The organism is Limosilactobacillus reuteri, assembly GCF_020785355.1.
GTDB classification, from domain to species: Bacteria; Bacillota; Bacilli; order Lactobacillales; family Lactobacillaceae; genus Limosilactobacillus; species Limosilactobacillus reuteri_I.
In genome coordinates this window covers 70524-91455 of sequence record NZ_JAJGVH010000082.1, presented here as the reverse complement: position 1 = coordinate 91455, position 20932 = coordinate 70524, and the positions used below count along the sequence as shown (strand labels likewise).

Here is a 20932-nt window from a genome sequence, read left to right as displayed (position 1 = left end):
TGATATATAGGAGACTTAAATATGAATTGGTGGATTATTTTTATCACATTTCTTGCCGTAAACCTCGATTTCTTTTTTATCTTAATCTTTTTACTCGAAAGGTATAACTTTCGTGATGTAATCATTGGCTATCTTGGTGCCCTTCTTGTTCTAGTTACCATCAGCTTTTTACTAGGAAAAACTCTCGCCATTTTCCTCCCTGAATGGATTTTAGGAATACTAGGGATCCTGCCTATTTACATGGCTCTACATGATAACGATGAAGATCCCACTCATACCGAAAAGCACGGCCCAATTATTACCACCTTAATAACCTATCTGGCAGTTTGCGCTGGTTGTAACCTCTCAATTTTCTTACCAATTTTAACGAATCTTACCTTCCAGCAATTTACTCAGGCACTTCTTTTTATCGCAGTCCTTTCAATTGCGATTGTGATTCTCATTAAAGGAATTGGTAATATTCCACTAATCAAGCAAACAATGCAACGTTATAGCGAAAGCTTAATGAAAGTCATTTATATTAGTGTTGGTTGTTATGTTTTTTGGGACAGTGGATTAATTACCCACCTTATCCACCTTCTTTAGTTTGGTATAATAATTACTAAACCGATTAAAAGGAGGAGCAGCAACCATTGTCTTCCACACAAGCCTTTATTGATGAAGCTGCTAAAATCTATAAAGTTTTAAGTAATAGTACGCGTTTAAACATCTTGTATTATCTTCGGCACTATGACGGTGAAGCTGATGTTAAAACAATTGTCAATGATCTTCATCTTGCGCAACCAATCATCTCAAAGCAACTCGGTATTTTGTATCGCTACCAGTTAGTCAGTCGCCATAAAGAAGGGACCCGCGTTTACTACGCTTTAGATGATCCTCATGTTATTGAAATGATTGATGACATGCTAAAACACGTTAAACACGAAATAAAGGGCGAACCACATCCCCGAAATTTATATAAATAAAGAGTGAATAGAAAACAACCATCAAAAAAGGTTATTCTCTATTCACTCTTTTTTCGTTAGAAGCTAAATTTAGTTATTTTTCACTCTTCCGTTTTCCAAAACCAAAGATACTAGCAAAGGCAGTTACAAGGCCTAAACCAATAATTGCAGTTGAATCTTGATTACCGGTTTGCGGACGCTTATTATTTGGTTCTTCATCTTTAGTATATTTGACAACATACTAAAGGTTTTCGCCGCCAGAATTAATTGCTTTTGTTAGCTACAGTTAACCATTTTAAACTTTTGTATAAAAAATTTAATGAAATAATCAGTCTTTCACTTTGTATTCTGATTAGCGTAAAATGATTAGCAGATTGTTAAAAGGAGATTTAAAATGGACGAGCTATTTGAACATTCTTCAATCAAGCGAGCATACTTTACGCTAGCCTTACCGGTTGTGTTAAGTATGGCTGTAACCTTGATTTATAACATGGTTGATACTTTTTTCGTGGCTAAAACCGGAAACCCCAATTTAGTTGCCGGCGTTTCCCAGGGAGCACCGATTTTTACGTTAATGATTGCTCTTGGGGATATCTTTGGTCTTGGCGGAAGCTCAGTTATTTCCCGATTATTTGGTGAACACCGTGATAAATTAGCACGCTTTGTCAGCGGTTATTGCTTCTATGCACCGATTATTTGTGGAATCATCGTTACTGCAATAATGATTATCTTTCAAACACCAATTTTACATTTATTAGGTGCCTCGCCAGCTACTTGGCAATATGCACGAGAATATTACTTAGTGATTGCTTGGGGCGCGGTTTTCATTATCTTTGGTCTTTCACCAACCAATATTTTGCGAACAGAAGGTCTAGCCATTCAGTCGATGATCGCTAGTATGGTGGGGACCGGAATTAATATCATTTTAAATCCAATTTTTATTTTTACATGTGGACTCGGCGCAGCTGGTTCAGCGTTGGCTACTGTAACAAGTACTGTTATTGGCGATATTTTAATGATTTATTATTTGCGAACAAAGAGTAAAAAGTTGACGACTTCAATTCATGAAACAAAAATCGGCTGGAAGCTTCAATTTGAAATCTACGCTATCGGAATCCCGGCCTCGGTCACTAACATCATGGCAACGTTTGCGGTTGCATTAACTAATCGTTACTTGATTGTTCATGGCGCGGATAGTGTAGCTGCCATGGGAATTGCGATGAAGGCAAATATGATCATCAATATGGTAATGGTTGGTTTTGCATTTGGCGCGCAACCCTTGATTGGATACGTATATGGCGCTAAAGATGAGCAACGGTTTAATAAAGTTGTTAAGTTTGATATTCAAGTTGTTGCTAGTATTGCCTTATTTCTCACAGTTATCCTTTTCATTTTCGCTCCCCAGGTTATTCGCATTTTCATGAGTGATCCCCAAATAGTAAAAGAAGGTGCCTTGATGCTTCGCTGGCTATCAGTTTCGACTACTCTTGCTGGTATCATTCTTGTTTTTACAACCATGTTTCAATCGATGGGAAAAGCAACGCCTGCATTCTGGCTCTCATTCTGTCGTCAGGGATTGATTTTCGGGGTAGTGATTAGTATTTCCGCAAAATTATTTGGTTATACTGGAATTATTGCCGCTCAAGCTATTTCCGATTGTTTAACTTTCATCCTGGCGCTTATTTTCTTCTATTGCTATCGCCCACGTTTTAAATAAAATAGATTTTGACAGACAAAAAAGCCTCTACCGTTCAACTTTTTCAAACGTTAGAAGCTTTTTTAATTTATTCAGTTATTTTTCGTTCAAAATAATGAGCTAGTTTAGCCTCTGGATAATATCCAGTTACCTTTTCTTTCGCCTGTCCGTCTTTAAAAAGGACCAGACTTGGGACACTCATTACTTTATACCGTTGTGCAATTTCTTGATTTCCATCAACATTCATCCGCACAAACTTGATTTTATCGCCGTATTGTTTTTCAAGCTTCTGCATAGCTGGTTCCATCATTTTACATGGACCACACCATGGTGCCCAAAAATCAACAACCGTTATTGAACCTTGAACATCCTTATCAAAGGTCTCAGCTGTTGCATCAATTGCCATTTTATTCTACCTTCTTTTTCTGTGATCTACGTATAAAGTGAATAATAATCGTTACCGCAAAAACAAGCAAGATAAAACTACCAAAAATCCCCGATGGAATCTCGATGTCAATCGCAGGAATCGTTAAGAAGAGCTTAATAGCAATCACAAAGATTAAGATATATGCCATCGGTTCTAACTCAGGAACTTTGCGCATCAGTTTCATAATAACTTCAGCAATTCCTCGCATACATGCAATCCCAATCAGACCACCGATTAAGACAATAACCGGATTATTAGAGACAGCTAATGATGCCAAAACAGAATCAATGGAGAAAATAATATCCATAAATTCAATCTGTAAAACAACTGTCCAAAAAAGCTTTCGTCCAGTTAAACGCGTTTTACCTTCACGGGTCTTTCGCATTGCTCGCTTACCAAAGAACTTATTATGAAAGTAACGATAGACAAGGTAAATTAAGTAAGCAGCTCCAATAACTTTGATTTCCCAAAAGTTAATGAGATATACTCCGATTCCAATAATTAAGAACCGAAAAATGTAAGAACCCCAAATACCATAGAAAAGTGATTCTTCTTGTTCTTTTAACGTTGGTAATACACGTGTCTGAGCCGCTAACACAACAGCATTATCAACTGACAGTAAACATTCAATCATAACCAACGAAAAGATGATTAACCAATCCTGCCCTGATGTAACGACTGTTGCCCAGTTATGTGGATCAAAAAATGGTCCATACAACTTCTCTAAAAGTGACAATTAATGTCCTCCCTTAATTTAAATTTGCTTTTTAGCTAAGTTATATTTTACCAAATAATTTTCAAAATACGACGGTAATGGCGCACTAATATTTAAAGATTTCATTACGAAGGGTAATATGAGTTTTTGCGACACACCATGAAGCAGCATTCCCTCTGTTGATAAAGGATTATAAAGCGGATCGCCAACAATTGGATGACCACTATACGCCAAATGAACCCTAAGTTGGTGGGTACGGCCAGTTACTAAGCGAAGTTTCACCAAGGAACGTTCACGATTACTTGCCAGTGTATCATAATAGGTCAAGGCCGGCTGCGCATTTTGTCCGTTTACTTGGTGAAGATGGGGATTCTCTGGATTACGCCCAATTGCCCAATCTAGTTTTCCACTCTGGGCCATTTCACCCTCCACTACCGCCAAATATTGTCGGTGAATTTGTCCATCACTAATTAATCGGTTAAGGATTGGGACAACAATTGGATTCTTAGCAACAATTACTGCTCCACTCGTTTGTAAGTCTATCCGATGGACCATATAAGCATTATTTTGACTATGCGCTAAATAGCCTGCAACATCATTCATTAACGTTCCTGTTTCACCATGGTAATTAGGGTGAGTTTTTTGTCCCCGCGGTTTATTTACTACTAACAAATCGCGATTCTCATAAAGGACCTCTAAATGTGATTGCGAAGACGGAATATAATCATTTGCGGTGGGGGTCCGAATTTCATCACCACAAAATAGCAACTGAATATTATCGTTTTTTTCCACCAGTTCATTCATTGACCGATATTTACCGTTAACAAGCACTGTCCGCCTAATTCTTAAATAGTGAATCAACCGACTAGGAAGCAGCCATTGATCATGCAGCAACTTGCGTAATGGTTTTGTCTCTTGGTCATCAGTTAATTTTTCATTAATTTGCCACCGATACTTCATTTTACTCACCTCTCTTTCGCCTAAATTCTGATAAGATTATTTTACTGTATTTCCCAGGAAATATTTAGAATATTTTTAAGTCGGTTTACTTTTATCCGATAATAGCGTTGAATAGAGTATGAGTAAATTTAAGGGGATGGGTACTGATGTTAACAACAGAACAAATTAATGATCATAGTAAATGGATAAGTATATTTGAACCTCTCCCCCATGAGCGACTAGATTTAATTGAAAAATACGAGGTTACTCAAGAATTACTTGATTACGCAATTGATCCCTACGAAAAAGCCCGGGTTGAAATTGATCCAGATGCAGGAGTTACATTATTAATTTTCGATGTCTATGTGCCAACTCATGCTGTAACGGCTCCACAGACCGCACCAATTGGCATCATGCTAACTGCTAATAATATCATTACTTTTACAAATGCAAAAACTAACTTTGTAAACGGAATCATCGCTAATCAGCTGCAATTATTAAAGAAACACGGGGAAAATAACGACAAATTAAACTTAGTCTTTCCGGTTCTTTATCGCCTTTCAACCGATTATTTTGGTCCTCTTCGTCGTGCAGATCAACAGCGACAAGAAATTCAACAAAATCTTCAACGACGAACAGGCCGCCAAGCTATTACCCAATTTATGGAAATCGAAACTGGACTAGTTTATATTCTTACCTCGCTCAAAGGGAATGTTTCCCTACTTGAAGAATTTAAACGCCGCTTTGGTAACCATATTACTACAAAGCAATATAATGACCTTGATGATGTAATTGTCGAAGCACAGCAAGGTCTAGAAATGGCCCAGATGACTTCAGATGTTTCTGCCCGTGTCTCTAATGCTTATAGCAAGGTTCTTGATAGTGACCTAAACCAAACGATGAAATACCTCACCATTTATTCAATTGTTCTCTCAATTCCAACAATTGTATCTGGTTTTTACGGTGAAAACGTCAAATTACCCCTCGCAAATGGGACGTATTCATGGGTTTTTACAATCTTCATTACTATTGTCTTAATGTTGGCATGTGTCATCTTTCTTATTAATCGTCATTGGTGGAAATAAATAGTGAGTGGAAATTAAACTTCTCGACAAGGCGGTGGGCTAAGGATAGAACGGTGATTAGCACGGCACGGGCTGATTATCGTTCGGACTTAGCCTCGAGCCTTGTGGTTAATTTCCACGATATCTTGACTAATCGTAGGAAAGAGGCTGAGAAAAAACTCCGTTTTTTCTCAGCCTCTATTTTATAAGTTATCGCCACGTTCAAACTGGAACTTAGAATTCAACAATGCTTCATGCAAAAGCTGGTTAATCAATTCATGTGTTTCGTTCAGAATGTGATTAGCAGTTTTCATATTTTGTTCAGTAAGATAGTTAATTAAATTAGCTGAATTTTGAATCTGAGCTGTTTTTGTAATTGTGTCCACTCGTCCTACGCCATAGCTTTGACACTGATCTCGGAAATCATTTACTTTATTGATAAATTCATGATAGCGTGGTTCTACAATCACTTCTAACAATTTATTTAACCAATAAGCACTCTTATCCGGCTGAGCATCATCAGTAGCATACTTATATTTTGCCGGAGTATCACTAATATTTGTAAAGAACGGAACATAAGGGCTATAGCAATAAAAGCCAAAATTAATCCATTGAATAGCAGCATATTGTGCTGGGACGTCATTCCGAATTTGCAAAATACATGAACTTTGATTACGATCAAGTGCAATTGAACGGAATTTTCGCTGTTCCTCTGGTGTTCCAGAAGCATAAGTTCCCATTGGATCATAAGGGGTACCGTTATAATGCGATGAGAGGAAATACTCTACATCCTCAACGGCAATTTTCTTTTCTGCATGTTGAATAAATGGAATTTTTTGGCTGGTAGGCTCCTGTTTTAAGGATGGGGTAAAGAGCTTTTGACCATACCAAGAACGTGGGGTGTTGTAGTAGGCATCTGCCTCATCTTGTGTGCCAAAAATATTCCGGAAATTAAACGTTTGTGGATTAGGATTTAAATGATATTTTTCAACAAAATCTTTAATTTGCGGCGCATACATGAAGCTATCGTGATCGTTAAAGTCGACCTCTTCGATACACATAATGTTCGGTGCAATTGCATAAGCATCATCAGGAATCCGCTGGGCAACCCATTGATGACCTCCACCGGTCTCAAAATACCAGACTTCATCCTTATCGCTAAAGGCAATCCCATTGCTTTCACCAGTACCGTACTTTTCAATTAATGATCCAAGCCGTTGAACACCTTCGCGGGCAGAATTAATAAATGGTAGGACAAGGTAAACCATTGAATCTTCATTAATTCCGTTCTCTACTAACGGATCATGACCAAGCACCCTGGCATTTGTCATCTCGGTTTCTGTCGCACTCATTGCAACATTATATTCATTAATGCCTTGCTCATCCCAGCGTCCTTCATCAGGCACGCCATTGGGAGTTGCCGTATAACGGCATCCCTGGTCCTTCATCTCAACAGTTAACCCATTATATTTTGAAACATAATGTTCACCGGTGTAATCCTTGGCAGGAAATACTTTGAATGTCTTAGGATTGACTCCATCTTCTGCATCCTCATCACGTGCAATAATTGTTGAACCATCAATCGTAGCATTCTTTCCAACAAGCATTGCCGTACAACTACTCATTAGCTTTTGCATAATATACGCTTCCTTCCACAGTAGTTACTGTACTTTCTAATAATACCACTATCTGAAATTAACTGGATTATAAAGAAAAAGCTGAACGTTAGTCACACAAATCAATCTAAAATATCAATAATGCCGAACAAGCCATTGAAAATGTTCGGTATTAGTGCTAGGATAACTACATCAAATAAATAGCCTATATAATACCGAAATATGGTCGGTTAGTCTCTACCTAAAGCCGTAAACTTTAGACTATAAGCACTTCTTAAAAACTGACACTGTCTGTTTTTAACTTAAAGCTTTAAAAAATCGGTAGAGAGGCTGAATTTTTCAGTCTCTTATTTTTATTTAGGCGTGTTAATTTTTGGGGAGGTATATTTTGAAAGAACCTGTTTCATCTATTCAAGCACCTAGTCGTCACACTAAAATCGATTTCACTCGTCAATGGCAAAATTTTGTCCTTGGTTTCCAGCACTTACTTGCAATGTATTCGGGGGACGTTCTTGTTCCACTATTAATTGGACATTACTTACACTTCTCCACGCTTCAAATGACTTACCTAGTCTCGATCGATATTTTCATGTGTGGTGTCGCAACCCTCTTACAATTAAAGCGAACACCATTAACTGGAATCGGCTTGCCGGTTGTCCTCGGTTGTGCAGTTCAAGCTGTTACTCCCCTCGAAACAATTGGTGGAAAACTAGGAATCACTTATATGTATGGGGCCATTATTGCAGCCGGGATCTTTGTTTTCCTAATTGCTGGCTTTTTTGCCCGCTTAAAGAAGTTTTTTCCGCCGGTCGTTACCGGATCTTTAATAACTATTATTGGATTTACTCTTGTTCCAGTAGGTTTCCAAGACCTAGGAGGAGGTACGCCAACTGCTGCTTCATTTGGTGATCCCGCTAACCTCCTTATCGGCTTTCTAACAATTGCCATCATTCTGTTATTCAATGCCTTTGCTCGTGGCTTTATGAAGTCAATCGCCATTTTATTAGGAATTTTAATTTCTTCTTTCATTGCAGGCGCATTAGGCTTTGTCTCTCTTAAACCAGTTAGTGAAGCTGCTTGGTTCCACGCTCCACAATTATTCTTCTTTGGTGTTCCGCGTTTTGATATGAGTGCCATGATCACAATGATTCTTGTTTCGCTCACGACGATGATTGAGTCAACCGGTGTTTTCTTTGCCCTTAGCGACATTACTGGCCGGCAATTAACAACCAACGACTTAGAACGTGGATACCGCGCTGAAGGGATTGCTGCAATTTTAGGCGGACTTTTTAATACCTTCCCTTATTCTACTTTCTCTGAAAATGTGGGTGTTCTTAAAATGTCCGGAGTGAAAAATCGCCAACCCGTTTACTATGCCGCCTTTTTACTCTTATTGCTTGGTCTTTTACCTAAAGTCGGCGCTCTCGCAACGGTTATTCCAGAACCTGTCCTTGGTGGTGCAATGATTGTGATGTTTGGGATGGTCGGTGTTCAAGGAGTTCAAATTCTCCATAAAGTTGATTTCTCTAACAATGCCAACCTTCTTACTGCATCTGTTTCAATTGGACTAGGATTAGGGATTACCATGTATCCGCAACTGTTCCAGCATATGCCAACTGAATTTCAAATCATTCTGGGTAATGGGATTGTCGTCACCAGTCTTTCAGCCGTTCTTCTTAATCTGTTATTTAATCACCGGTGGGCTAATCATGATTAATTCTCATTCTTTTTTAATTTAGTTGTTGACATTCAAATCTCAGCACGATATTATAATTTCAACAATTATCGTTTCAGTAGAGCCTTCGTTGGGCGTAAGAGAGCCGGTGGTTAGGTGCGAACCGGTCAGGCGGAGTGTTTCGAATTATCACGTGATCTGAATTGTCCGGCCATATTCAGTGCCGTTACCACCTGATATGAGTGCGCATAAAATCAAGATGCGTAGGTGGGTGGTACCGCGATTAAAATAATCGTCCCGTTGATACTTTTATCAACGGGACTTTTTTATTTCTTTTCTAAGGAGGAACAACGATGAAGAGTATTCGTTTCAAAGAGGCCGCAACCCTCTTACTTATCATGCTAATAATTTTAGGGACTGCCGTGATTAAGTTTGGCTTGTCACCACAGATCCCCGTCCTATTTGTCATTGCTTTACTTATTTTTTGGGTTAAGCTTCGTGGTGCTAGTTGGGACGAGATTCATAAGGGTATCCAAGAAGGAATCGGTACCGCAATCATCCCCATCTTTATCTTTATCCTTATTGGCGCATTAATCGCTGTTTGGATTCAAGCTGGAGTCATCCCTACAATTATGATTGTCGGCTTCAAACTGATTAGCAGTCAATTTTTTGTTCCATCAACATTCATTGTCTGTTCTTTAGTCGGTCTATCCATTGGTAGTGGTTTTACAACTATTTCGACAATCGGAATTGCCTTATTTGGAATGGGAGTTGCGCTTAATGCTAATCCTGCGCTAGCAGCGGGTGCGATCATTTCGGGAGCCGTTTTTGGTGATAAAATGTCACCACTCTCTGATTCAACTAATCTTGCCTCTGCAATCGCAGGTAGTGACCTTTTCGCCCATATCAAGAATATGATGTGGTCAACGATTCCTTCTTTTATCGTTTCGCTAATTCTATTCTGGTTCTTTGGTAATTCCAGTTCCCATATGAGCGCCGGTAAGATCGCCCACACAATGGCTATCCTTAATCAACAATTTACGATTTCATGGTGGGCCCTATTACCAATCGCCTTAATGTTTATCTGTGCATGGCGTCATATTCCAGCTATTCCAACCTTATTTATCAATATCATCGTTACAGTAGTTATGATTTTCTTCCAAAAGCCAGGAACCTCTCTTCAATCCCTTGCCAAATTAATTAATGATGGCTTCGTTGCTCACACTAGCGATGCAACTGTTAATACACTGCTTACCCGTGGTGGGATTAGCAGTATGATGGGAACAGTTTCCCTGATCATTGTTACCCTTTCGCTTGGGGGAATTTTGATGAAGTTTAACATTGTTCAGTCAGCAATGAAGCCGCTTGTTGACCACCTTCATAAGCCAGGCAGCCTTATTACTGTTACAATTCTTTCTGGTATTGGAATCAATCTTTTTGTTGGGGAACAATACCTTTCCGTTATTCTTCCAGGTAAGGCATTTAAGGGTGCGTTTGACAAAATGGGTCTTTCACCATTAGCCCTTAGTCGTGTCCTTGAAGATGGTGGAAGTGTTATTAACTACTTAATCCCATGGGGAGTTGCTGGCTCATTCGCCGCCTCAACTCTTGGTGTACCAGTCCTTCACTTCCTACCATTTGCTTTCTTTAGTCTTTTTTCACCAGTTTTCTCAATTTTAAGTGGAGTTACTGGAATTGGTTTGAAATGGCAAAAAGGAAAGCAACGCAATACTACAAATGAAAATCAAATAAAGGAAGCTTAAAAAGGGAGCGAGACAGAAGTCACTCGTGACTTCGTTTTCGAGCCCCCGCAAGCAACAATAGGCCTTCAGCGTTCGACTTTGCCGGACGATGAAGGCCATTGTTGTACTGCGCTGTTCGTATTTTGTGGAAGTGACCTAACTTATGTCACAGCTCCTTTTTATTATCCTGCTATCAACACTTCCGTTACCAATAATCCACCACCAAAGATTAAAACAAAGACAACTACCGGCCACACGAACCGCAGCCAATGAGAATATCGCATATCAAGCATTTGCAAAGTTGCCATTACTAATCCAGTCGGTGCTAAGAATAACATTGCATATTGCCCAAATTGATATGCAGTAACAACCGTATATCGTGGAATATGAACCGTATCAGCTAGTGGCGCTAAAATTGGCATTGCTAGCACTGCTAAACCAGATGATGATGGAACGATAAAGCCTAAGACAAAGAATACCAACATCATCACAATAATGAAAAATGATCCGTTCATATGCGCAACCATTTTTGAAGAAGCATAGAGAATTGTATCAGAAATATAGCCATCATTAAGCACTTTATTAATTCCCCGTGCCAAACCAATAATTAATGACACACCGACTAAGCTAGCTGCTCCATCAGAAAAAGCTGTTGTGGTCTTATATTCGCCTAAACCGTCTTGGTGCCCGAAACATGTTAAAAACATAATAATAATAGCAATTGTTAAGAAAGCTGATGCCATGTTAGGAAAGGCCCATCCTTTGGCCATTACTCCCCAGATCATAATTGGGAAAGCACAAGCAAATAAAATTAAAATAATTTTCTTTTTTAAAGTAAACCGCTGATCTTTTTCTTCGCTAGTAGTCATTCCCCACATTTGATCAAATTTATCCCGGTCATCATAGGAATAGGAAAACTGTGGATTCTGTTGTACTTTGCGTGCATACCAATGCAAGTAAAATAATAAACAAGTAACAGCAATAACCAAGCCAAAAATTCGTCCTGCCATTCCTTGCGTAAAAGTTGTCCCAGCAGCATTTGACGCAATTACAACTGAAAACGGATTGATTACTGAAAATGTTGTTCCAAGTGAACTTGCTAAGAAAATAGCCCCAACACAAACAATTGAATCATAACCCATCGCAATAAAAACTGGGGCTAATATTGGATAAAAGGCAACCGCTTCTTCTTCAATCCCACATAGGGTTCCACCAAGTGCTAGTAAAACCGTTACGAGGAACACTAAAATAAATTCTTTTCCCTTAGTTTTGGTAGATAGCGCGGCTAGCCCAGATTCAAAGGCTCCACTTGCTTTAACAACACCAATCAAACCACCTAATACTAAGATAAAAATCATAATATCAACTGATTCTATCGTACCATCGACCATACTAGAGAAAATATCGCTGACCGAAGCAGGATGCTGTTCAAGCCGCTTATAAGTTCCCGGTACTGAAATTGGCTTATTGATTGCACCAGATTTAAACTGGTCGACATCAATCTGAATGTGCAATTTATCTAATGTTGCCTGTGTTGCCGGATAACTAATTTTTTCTCCAGTTGGTTGTGTTACTTGGAGATGATCATTAACATATGCTAGCTTAGAATAGCTTCCCGCTGGAACGATCCAAGTCAACATTACTGCAATCACCGTTAGAAAGAATAAAATCGTAAATGCACCTGGCATTTTTAATTTAAACCGATGCTTTTTTCCTGCTGTTGCTTCTCCCATCATCCTCACTCCTTAAGTCTTCTTTCTCCCTTCTATTAATTTTAGCAAGCGTTTTCAACAAACTTCGTAATAAGTCAGATTAATTCAACAAATGCATATTTATTATTTAAAAAGCAGGTTAAACCCATTAGTTTTCCCTGCTTTTTAACATTTTCACTTTTATTACTTAGGCTACTTATTATATTCAACAATTTCCATATCATTATCAGTCAATGTTAATCGAGTCAGGCTTCCATTTGCTGGGCGCTCTGTCACATCATACTTTCCATGACCAAACCGTTCTACTAAACTTAAAACGGTATTTCCATGACTTACCCATAAAACATTTGCATTATCAGGTAAATCAGCATTCCGAATTAATTCAATCCCTTTGTTCATTCGTTGCCAGTACTCTTCATTATTTTCGGCATCGTGAAATGGATCAGCATCCTTTAACCAGTCTTTGGCTTGACCAATGGAATATGCGGTTACAATTTCACGGAAGTTCTTAAAGCCATGAGGGGCACCCGCATTGTACCAAGCAAGATCCATATTTGTTCCTTCATATGATCCATAAAACTCTTCCCGAAAATAAGGAGCAGTGACTGGATGAGCTACAGAATTAGCATTATTAAGATTTAAGATTACTTGTGCTGTTTCCATTGCTCGGGAAAGGTCACTACAAAAGGCACCATCGAAGTGAATATTTTGTAACTTCTCCCCAGCTACCTTTGCATCTTCTTTGCCCTTCATAGTTAGTGGAGAATTACTCCAACCCTGTAATTTGTTGTAGATGTTAAAGAAAGTCTGTCCATGACGAACAAGATAAATATTCAATTTAGTCATAACGATCCCTCCATAATCTTATTGTACCGCTTACAAATCCTTAAGACTATTTAAGTATTAACTTTGAGCTTTAAACATAATTTCTTCATATTCTCCACGTAGACTAAAAATATAGAAGGAAGGAATTATTATGAAACTTAGAGACACTAGTCAACCAAATATTGTTGCCGCTAAGATTATTAAAGTTACTCCGAAAAATGTTACCGTAATTACTGAAGAAGGCCACTTACTCAAGATTCCATTAACTAAACAATATCGGGAAGATAAAACTTTACGGGCATCATTGGTTGATATCTTGAAAGCAGGAATATGGATTCCAGTAAATAAAAAGCTAAAAAAATTATTTAGTTACGACTGGCTTTCTGTCCCTGCCTTGGTCCCAGCAAAGAATTAAGTTTCTTCAATGATTTCCATAAAAAGAATGTTTTATAGTAATCTATGATAAAATAATTCTTGATTTGTCGAAATTGCACTTCGATAATATAGAACAAACCATATTGATTGCGAGGAACATTCCTAATGAAAAAATTAAGCAAATTTGTGGATACTAGGATTGGTTTTTTCACCCTCCTAGTTATCCTTTTTTGGTTAAAGACCCTGTTTGCTTACTTTACTGACTTTAAGCTTGGCGTTACGGGAATTTTTCAATACCTTATTTTAATTTTTAACCCGTTAGCGACCACCTTTTTTATTTACAGTTTAGCATTCTACTTTAAGCGTTCGCGGTTCTTCTACCCGGTTATTATGGGTTTAGACATTGCGAACACATTGTTACTCTATTTAAATGTCATCTATTATCGTGAATTTACCGATTTTATGACAATTGCTACGATGACTGGCTATTCAAAAGTTAATCAAGGTTTAAGTGGTAGTTCACTTGCCCTCACTAACTTTCATGATGTCTTTTACTGGTTAGATATCGTTGTAATTCTTATTTTAATGCTCTGTAAAGTTATCAAATTTGATCCACGAGCAATTGGAACACGGTTAGCATTCGCATTTAGCTCCGTTGGCCTTGTCTTATTTGGGGTTAATTTGTCTTTTGCGGAAATGAGTCGTCCTCAATTACTGGGCCGGACATTTGATCGTTCTTACATTGTAAAATATCTTGGTATTGATACTTTTACTGGTTATGATTTAGTAAAATCGCAACATATCAATAATATGCGGCAAAGTGCTACTAAACCTGAACTACTAAAAGTTAAGAAGTTCACTGATAAGCACTACGCTCCAGCTAATCCACAAATGTATGGAATTGCCAAGGGCCGTAACGTGATTATCATCCACCTTGAAAGTTTCCAACAATTTTTGATTAACAAGAAGATCAACGGGCAAGAAGTTACCCCATTCCTTAACTCGCTTTATAACGGCAAGGATACCTACTCGTTTGATAATTTCTTCCACCAAGTCGGTCAAGGTAAAACTAGTGATGCAGAAAACCTCTTAGAGACTAGTACATTTGGCTTGCCACAAGGATCTTTATTTGCCACGTTAGGAAGCGATAATACCTTCCAAGGTGCTCCAGCTATTCTTAATCAACGTGCCGGTTACACGAGCGCAGTCTTCCACGGAAATGTTGCTAGTTTCTGGAACCGCAATAATGTATACAAGAATTTAGGCTATCAGTACTTCTTTGATGCTAGTTATTACGATACTTCTGGAGATAAGGCTACCGGATATGGACTTAAAGATAAGTTATTATTCAAAAACTCGATCAAGTATCTCCAAAGTTTACAGCAACCATTCTACGCTAAATATATCACTGTTACTAACCACTTCCCTTACACACTTGATGACGAAGATAAAGATCCAAACTTCCAAACAACTAATACCGGGGATAGTAACGTCGATAACTACTTTGTAACAGCTCATTATCTTGATCAATCAATTCAAGAATTCTTTAATTATCTCCAAAAGACTGGTCTTGATAAGAAATCAATTATTATGATTTATGGTGATCATTATGGGATTTCAAACAGCGAGAATACTTCATTAGCAAGTGTTCTTGGGAAGAATGCAGATGATTGGACTGACTTTGATAATGCTCAACTTCAACGCGTACCGCTAATGTTTGTCATCCCTGGTACGGGTCACGGAAAAGTTTATCATACCTATGGTGGAGAGGTTGATGTTCTTCCAACCCTCCTTCACTTATTAGGAATTAGCAGTAAACGCTATATTCAATTTGGAACCGATCTCTTCTCCAGCAAGCATAATCAAGTGGTTGCCTTCCGTAATCGGGATTTTGTTACGCCAACTTATACGAGTGTGGGCGGAACAATTTACAATAATAAGACCGGTAAAGAAGCTAAACTTACCAAGAAGCAGCAAGAGAAGTTAAAGAAAGATCAAGATTTTGTAAATGAGGAATTAACTCTTTCTGATTCGTTAAACGAAAAGAATCTCTTGCGGTTCTACCATCCAAAAGGGTTTAAAAACGTTAACCCAGCTGATTATAATTATTCAAATGGTCTAAAACGAGCACAGCGAATCGAAAAGAAGAAGGGAATTAAATCAACAAGTATTTACTCAGAAAACGGTGACCGTTCAACTGTAGATGACTACAGCACTGACGCCCCTGAGCAAAACCACTCTTCCACTGATTCCAACCGTATTAAGATCACTAACCCAGATGCTAATAATAAATAAAGTCAAAAACTGTTACCTCATGGTGAAACACCTTGAGATAGCAGTTTTATTTTTGAAGATATTTAATTATTTGACGAGTAATTTCTGCTGGCTTTTGATGATCTGTCATAACGCTGAAGTCAGCACAACGATCATAAAAAGGCTGCCGATCTTGTTGCAATTGCCGAATACCGTTAATCCCTAATTCATTTCCTAACGGGCGATTATCCTGTTGCTGAAGCCGTTGATAAGTTACCTCTGGACTGGCCGCAAGAAGGATAATAGGAACGCCTGCTTGACGAAGTAGTAGAAGATTATCCTCTCGCAATGGGGTTCCTCCACCCGTAGCAAGAATTCCAGAAAAACTCATACTCTGCTGTAATACATCGTGTTCAATTTGTCGAAAGCCTTTTTCACCACTTTGCGCAAAAATTTGCGAAATAGTTTGTTGAGTTTGCCGTTCAATTTCTCTATCTAAATCGAGAACTGCTTCATCCAGTTGCCTTCCAAGAAGCTGGCTTACAGTGGTTTTCCCGCTCCCCATAAAGCCAATTAATATTAGTTTCATCATTTCACCTCGTTACTATTTCATACTCGTTTGCTAAAATACGAGCTGCCTTGTCACAAGCTGCTGCCGTACTAAATACCAATTGCAAAATCCCATTAATATCTTCACGAACTTCTAAAATTTGAATGTTAATAAGTGATATGTTTTGTTTAGCCAGGATCCCCGTCACCTTTGCAATCTCCCCAGTCTTATCTGGAATATTAAGAAATAAATCATAAAATGGTGCACGAGCTGACGTGTTTAAACTTTCTCGTCTTACTTTAGCCTGCTGAAAGAAATCAAATAATGCTGGCCGATTCTCTTCTTCAATCAAGCCGTCAATTTTTTCTAGCCCAGCAATGTAGCTTCTCAATTGTTTCAAAATTAATTTCTTGTTATTAAGCAATATCGCACTCCACATCGTTGGGTCAGATGCAGCAATTCGCGTTACCGATTTGAAGCCCCCTGCAGCGACCCGCATTCCAACCGGTTCATCTTTAAACGTTTGCTGTGTTTGGTTAACTAATTCTGCTGCAATAATATGAGGAACATGACTGAGTTGCGCTACAATTTTGTCATGTTGTGCTGGCGTTATTTGAAGCCACTTAGCGTTTGTTCCCCTAAGCAGATCAATTAACTTTGAAAGATCAGTAGTTTGCTTTGCAGGTAATAAAAAATAATAAGCATTCTCAATTAAATCAGCCCGTCCTGCCTGAACACCAGATTTATGCGATCCAGCCATGGGGTGACCACCGATAAAAGTCACACCACGCCGCGTTAAAGCCTTCGCTGCCTGCATTACTGTTTGCTTAGTACTGCCAACATCTGTAATAATGACTCCCACCTTTAATTTCTGCTTAGTTAACGTGTCAATATCTTTAATAATTTGTGAAACCGGACTTGCTAAAATGATGTAATCAGCCTGTTCGCTTCCCTTCATATCAATTACGCCTCGATCAATAATTTTATTCACTTTTGCATATTGCAAGGCTTCTTCATCGATATCGCTTGCGATAATTTGTATTTGGGGATGGGTTTGCTTAATTGCACGAGCTAATGAACTACCAATTAATCCCAGTCCTTTAATAAAAACTGTTTCCACTTTTAATTCCTCCCTGCTAAGGTTTCCAAATCATTAAAGAAGTCTGGATATGAAACATTGATTGCCTCTTCACCGATTAGCGTTAACTCATTACTTGCTTTTAAGGCCGCAACAGCATTCATCATTCCAATTCGATGATCGCCATGACTCGCTAATTGGGAATTACGAACTTGCCATGTTGGTTGCCCATCAATAATCATGCCATCTCTTAATTCCTTTACATGGACTCCTAATTTACGTAGTTCTTCAACAACAGTCTTAATTCGATCAGTTTCTTTTACCCGTAATTCCTCTGCACCAGTAATCTTACTCTGTCCACTAGCACAAGCAGCTAGCAAGGCAACCAGTGGTAATTCATCAATTAAGCTCGGAATCATCGTTGGTCCAATATTAATTGGCCGTAGTTCACTGCTTTTAACGGTAATATTGCCTAAAGGTTCGCCTTCCGTTGGCAATTCTTCGATCGATAAATCAGCTCCCATTTTACGTAAAACTTGAATAATTCCAGTGCGGGTTGGGTTAAGGTTAACGTGCTGTAACGTCAATTTTGAATTGGGAATAATTGTCCCCGCAACAAGAAAGAAGGCCGCTGAAGAAATATCACCTGGTACTTCGACTACTTGTCCTGTTAAATGCGGATGAGGAGTTACTGAGATGGTACGGGCATTGCTCGTCATAATTTCGGCACCAAATTGTTGGAGCATAACCTCTGTATGGTTTCTGGTGGGCAACTTTTCAATAATTGTTGATTTTCCGTCTGCCTGCAAAGCCGCAAAAATCAAAGCACTCTTAACTTGAGCACTAGCAACAGTCATATGGTACTCGGCATGGTGTAAAGGATGACCGATAATCTTCGCGGGTAGTGTTCCATTGGAGGTTAGTTCTATCTCTCCGCCAAACACCTCTAATGGTTGACTTACTCGCTTCATCGGTCGTCTTTGAAGTGAGGAATCACCGATTAAAGTTGTTGTGAAGTCAGTTCCCGCTAAAATTCCCATCATCAAGCGAGTGGTTGTTCCAGAATTGCCCATATTTAATGGCCTTCTTGCTTGCTTCAATCCCTTAAATCCTTGTCCATGAACTAATACATCATCATCCACCTGTTCAATTACAACCCCCAGCTCTCTAAAAGCCTGAATCGTTGAAAGGCAATCTTCTCCATTAAGAAAGTGATGAATCGTCGTGTCACCATGGCTAATTGCTCCTAGCATGATCGCCCGATGCGAGATACTCTTATCGCCCGGAACCATCAAAGTACCATGTAATCCGTTTTTAGCTGGTAGTAGCGTTCTCATCTCTTCTTCCTCCTATTTGGTAAACTCCCCAAAGCATCTGAGTAGCATATTCCTTTTTAACCTTTACCCCACTCATTAAGCGAATAAACTTCCTACTAGTTAATACATACCGTCCATTATTTATAAATTGTCGATAAGCCACGTACTTGCTCGAAACTGTTACAATCTTTACCTGTTCGTCAACACTTTCTCGCACCAACTCTATTGTGGCCGCATGGGTATAAGCAACTAACGAACTCGTCTTTTCCCGTTGCAACAATACCAATGGATCTAACTCTGTCACTAAACTATCAACCAAGTTTAACTGTTTAATATAGCGGTAATGTAAGTCACCCCAACTGTCTCCTTGCTGGTTGCGAAACGCCGCGGGAATAATTAAATAATCATCTCTTAACTGTTCAAGCTGTCGATATATCTCTTCAAAACTAGGATGTAATATAATTTCGGCGTTAAGTTTTCGCTTACGAATATAAGTTACGGCTGCTTGATAACTATCTGTTTCTCTGGGTCCCAGTGTATGAATAATCATTAGTATTCCACCAATTCTTGTCGATAACGATTGATTTCAGCTTTAAGCCGCTTAATATTTGAAGATTCAAACGTATCCGTTATTGCTTTTGCTAATTCAATTGCTACAACATTTTCAACAACAATTGATGCTGGAACAATTGCCGTCGTATCTGAACGCTCAACATTTGCTTTTAATGGTTCCTTAGTATTTATATCTACCGTTTGCAATGGTTTATAGAGAGTTGGAATTGGCTTCATTGCCGCATTAATAATAATCGGCATCCCATTCGTCATTCCGCCTTCAAAACCACCAAGATGATTAGTAAGTCGTGAAAAACCATTGGTAGAGTCATAACTTATTTCATCCATTACCTGACTGCCCAAATTTTCAGCGTCATTAAAACCATCACCAAAGCTAACACCTTTAATTGCGTTAACTCCCATAACAGCACCTGCTAATTTAGCATCTAATTTAGTGTTCCAGCTAACATAGCTTCCTAAGCCAGCAGGAATATTCTCAACTATTACCTGAATAATACCCCCAAGCGTATCTCCCTTACGCTTGGTTTGATCAATCAAGTCATGGATTAACGAAACTTTATCGTAATTAAGAATTCGCAAATCATTACTCTCTACTTGTCTTTTTATTTGGGGAACTGTTAGCTTTTGAGGAACATCTGCATTAATTTTTACTGATCCGACTTGCTGAACATAGCCAATTATGTGAATATCAAGGGCTGCCAATAGTTGTTCACAAACATTTCCGATTGCTACCCGTATCGCTGTCTCTCGTGCAGAAGAGCGTTCAAGAACATTACGTAAGTCGCGATGACGATATTTCATCCCCCCAACTAAATCAGCATGTCCAGGGCGGGGATGTTCGACACGCCGAACAGTGTTGACTGGTGTTGCCGGACTAGTTGGATTCATAATCTCAGACCAGTGCGCATGATCACGATTTTTTATACTTAACGCAATCGGTGAACCAAGTGTTACGCCATGCCGTAAGCCACCAACTATTTCGACTTGATCATGTTCAATCTTTTGTCGATTTCCACGGCCATATCCTCCTTGACGGCTTATAAGCGCTTGATTAATTTTCTCAACATTAATTGTTAAGCCAGCGGGGATTCCTTCAATAATTCCTGTTAATTGCGGTCCATGTGATTCTCCTGCTGTAATGTAATGCATATAGTTCAATCCTTTCGTTGATTTTTTTGATATTCTCGTGAACAATGCATAATTTCTTGATAAATTTTTTGAAGATAGGGGAGAATAGCGGAATCGTCAGCTAATTCTGCCACTTTCGCTAGCACCTGTTGTTCACGTTTAGCATCAAACACCGGTAAATCATGTTTAGTCTTATAATTATTTATCTCTATTACAACGCTAAAACGCTCTTCAAGAAGTTTCACCAACTGTTGATCGAGTTCGTTAATTTTCTTTCGACTTATCGCTAAATCTTCCATCTAAA

General features: G+C 38.7%; 20 protein-coding genes, 1 pseudogene and 1 riboswitch. Of the genes and pseudogenes, 8 read left to right on the top strand and 13 right to left on the bottom strand.

The window, feature by feature from the left end; genetic code table 11:
• The first annotated feature begins 21 nt into the window (after positions 1 to 21).
• Positions 22 to 585, top strand: a complete 564-nt coding sequence (locus LMB56_RS09070) for a cadmium resistance transporter (RefSeq protein ID WP_229284091.1) — start codon at positions 22 to 24, stop codon at positions 583 to 585.
• A 47-nt stretch (positions 586 to 632) separates the two neighbouring features.
• The gene (locus tag LMB56_RS09065; protein ID WP_035157273.1) at positions 633 to 965 is read left to right on the top strand and encodes an ArsR/SmtB family transcription factor; all 333 of its coding nucleotides are present in this window, start codon (positions 633 to 635) and stop codon (positions 963 to 965) included.
• 73 nt (positions 966 to 1038) lie between these two features.
• On the opposite strand, the pseudogene LMB56_RS10565 reads toward LMB56_RS09065, so the two are convergent.
• Positions 1039 to 1128, bottom strand: a pseudogene (locus LMB56_RS10565) (hypothetical protein); the annotation flags it as partial.
• A 210-nt stretch (positions 1129 to 1338) separates the two neighbouring features.
• Here LMB56_RS10565 and LMB56_RS09060 point away from each other — a divergent pair.
• Positions 1339 to 2661: an MATE family efflux transporter gene (locus tag LMB56_RS09060; protein ID WP_229284090.1), complete on the top strand. Its 1323-nt coding sequence runs from the start codon at positions 1339 to 1341 to the stop codon at positions 2659 to 2661.
• A gap of 67 nt (positions 2662 to 2728) precedes the next feature.
• Here the strand turns inward: LMB56_RS09060 and trxA are convergent, their stop codons facing one another.
• From trxA to LMB56_RS09045, 3 genes are read right to left on the bottom strand one after another with little or no spacing between them, the layout of a single operon-like run.
• Positions 2729 to 3046: a thioredoxin gene (gene trxA / locus LMB56_RS09055; RefSeq protein ID WP_003675303.1), complete on the bottom strand. Its 318-nt coding sequence runs from the start codon at positions 3044 to 3046 to the stop codon at positions 2729 to 2731.
• Between the two features lies 1 nt (position 3047).
• Complete coding sequence (locus LMB56_RS09050; protein ID WP_003665044.1) at positions 3048 to 3803, bottom strand: TerC family protein; 756 nt, start codon at positions 3801 to 3803, stop codon at positions 3048 to 3050.
• Positions 3804 to 3821: 18 nt separating this feature from the next.
• Positions 3822 to 4742: an RluA family pseudouridine synthase gene (locus LMB56_RS09045; RefSeq protein ID WP_229284089.1), complete on the bottom strand. Its 921-nt coding sequence runs from the start codon at positions 4740 to 4742 to the stop codon at positions 3822 to 3824.
• A gap of 146 nt (positions 4743 to 4888) precedes the next feature.
• Between LMB56_RS09045 and LMB56_RS09040 the strand changes: the two genes are divergently transcribed.
• Positions 4889 to 5806, top strand: coding sequence for a magnesium transporter CorA family protein (locus tag LMB56_RS09040; RefSeq protein ID WP_229284088.1), 918 nt, complete (start codon positions 4889 to 4891; stop codon positions 5804 to 5806).
• 182 nt (positions 5807 to 5988) lie between these two features.
• Here LMB56_RS09040 and LMB56_RS09035 read toward each other — a convergent pair whose 3' ends face one another.
• On the bottom strand, positions 5989 to 7422 hold the full coding sequence (locus LMB56_RS09035) for a C69 family dipeptidase (RefSeq protein ID WP_229284087.1): 1434 nt from the start codon (positions 7420 to 7422) through the stop codon (positions 5989 to 5991).
• A gap of 164 nt (positions 7423 to 7586) precedes the next feature.
• Positions 7587 to 7685: riboswitch (purine riboswitch) on the top strand.
• A gap of 104 nt (positions 7686 to 7789) precedes the next feature.
• On the opposite strand from LMB56_RS09035, the gene LMB56_RS09030 reads away from it, so the two are divergent.
• Both LMB56_RS09030 and nhaC read left to right on the top strand, forming a co-directional pair.
• Positions 7790 to 9118 carry a nucleobase:cation symporter-2 family protein gene (locus tag LMB56_RS09030; protein ID WP_229284086.1) on the top strand — a complete coding sequence of 443 codons (1329 nt, stop codon included), beginning with the start codon at positions 7790 to 7792 and terminating at the stop codon, positions 9116 to 9118.
• A gap of 311 nt (positions 9119 to 9429) precedes the next feature.
• Positions 9430 to 10839 (top strand): Na+/H+ antiporter NhaC, encoded by a 1410-nt coding sequence (gene nhaC / locus LMB56_RS09025; RefSeq protein WP_229284085.1) that lies wholly within the window; start codon positions 9430 to 9432, stop codon positions 10837 to 10839.
• Positions 10840 to 11000: 161 nt separating this feature from the next.
• On the opposite strand, the gene LMB56_RS09020 is transcribed toward nhaC, so the two are convergent.
• Both LMB56_RS09020 and LMB56_RS09015 read right to left on the bottom strand, forming a co-directional pair.
• Positions 11001 to 12554 (bottom strand): YfcC family protein, encoded by a 1554-nt coding sequence (locus LMB56_RS09020; protein WP_029507510.1) that lies wholly within the window; start codon positions 12552 to 12554, stop codon positions 11001 to 11003.
• 168 nt (positions 12555 to 12722) lie between these two features.
• Entirely contained in the window at positions 12723 to 13376 is a 654-nt protein-coding gene (locus LMB56_RS09015) for a histidine phosphatase family protein (protein WP_229284084.1), read from the bottom strand.
• Positions 13377 to 13506: 130 nt separating this feature from the next.
• Between LMB56_RS09015 and LMB56_RS09010 the strand changes: the two genes are divergently transcribed.
• Both LMB56_RS09010 and LMB56_RS09005 read left to right on the top strand, forming a co-directional pair.
• Positions 13507 to 13770, top strand: coding sequence for a hypothetical protein (locus LMB56_RS09010; protein ID WP_229284083.1), 264 nt, complete (start codon positions 13507 to 13509; stop codon positions 13768 to 13770).
• A gap of 125 nt (positions 13771 to 13895) precedes the next feature.
• Positions 13896 to 16025, top strand: a complete 2130-nt coding sequence (locus LMB56_RS09005) for an LTA synthase family protein (RefSeq protein ID WP_216577944.1) — start codon at positions 13896 to 13898, stop codon at positions 16023 to 16025.
• A 46-nt stretch (positions 16026 to 16071) separates the two neighbouring features.
• Here the strand turns inward: LMB56_RS09005 and LMB56_RS09000 are convergent, their stop codons facing one another.
• Genes LMB56_RS09000 through LMB56_RS08975 form a run of 6 tightly spaced genes read right to left on the bottom strand, consistent with a single transcriptional unit; the run spans position 16072 to position 20927 of the window.
• Positions 16072 to 16572, bottom strand: a complete 501-nt coding sequence (locus tag LMB56_RS09000; RefSeq protein WP_229287866.1) for a shikimate kinase — start codon at positions 16570 to 16572, stop codon at positions 16072 to 16074.
• Between the two features lie 4 nt (positions 16573 to 16576).
• Positions 16577 to 17653, bottom strand: a complete 1077-nt coding sequence (locus LMB56_RS08995; RefSeq protein ID WP_229273020.1) for a prephenate dehydrogenase — start codon at positions 17651 to 17653, stop codon at positions 16577 to 16579.
• Positions 17654 to 17655: 2 nt separating this feature from the next.
• Entirely contained in the window at positions 17656 to 18948 is a 1293-nt protein-coding gene (gene aroA / locus LMB56_RS08990; protein WP_229284082.1) for a 3-phosphoshikimate 1-carboxyvinyltransferase, read from the bottom strand.
• Entirely contained in the window at positions 18926 to 19477 is a 552-nt protein-coding gene (locus LMB56_RS08985) for a type 2 periplasmic-binding domain-containing protein (protein WP_229284081.1), read from the bottom strand. The genes aroA and LMB56_RS08985 overlap by 23 nt, the downstream gene beginning before the upstream one ends.
• Positions 19477 to 20649 carry a chorismate synthase gene (aroC, locus tag LMB56_RS08980; protein WP_229284080.1) on the bottom strand — a complete coding sequence of 391 codons (1173 nt, stop codon included), beginning with the start codon at positions 20647 to 20649 and terminating at the stop codon, positions 19477 to 19479. Before aroC ends, LMB56_RS08985 begins: the two co-directional genes overlap by 1 nt.
• Before the next feature lie 5 nt (positions 20650 to 20654).
• Complete coding sequence (locus tag LMB56_RS08975; protein ID WP_229284079.1) at positions 20655 to 20927, bottom strand: chorismate mutase; 273 nt, start codon at positions 20925 to 20927, stop codon at positions 20655 to 20657.
• Positions 20928 to 20932 lie beyond the last annotated feature (5 nt).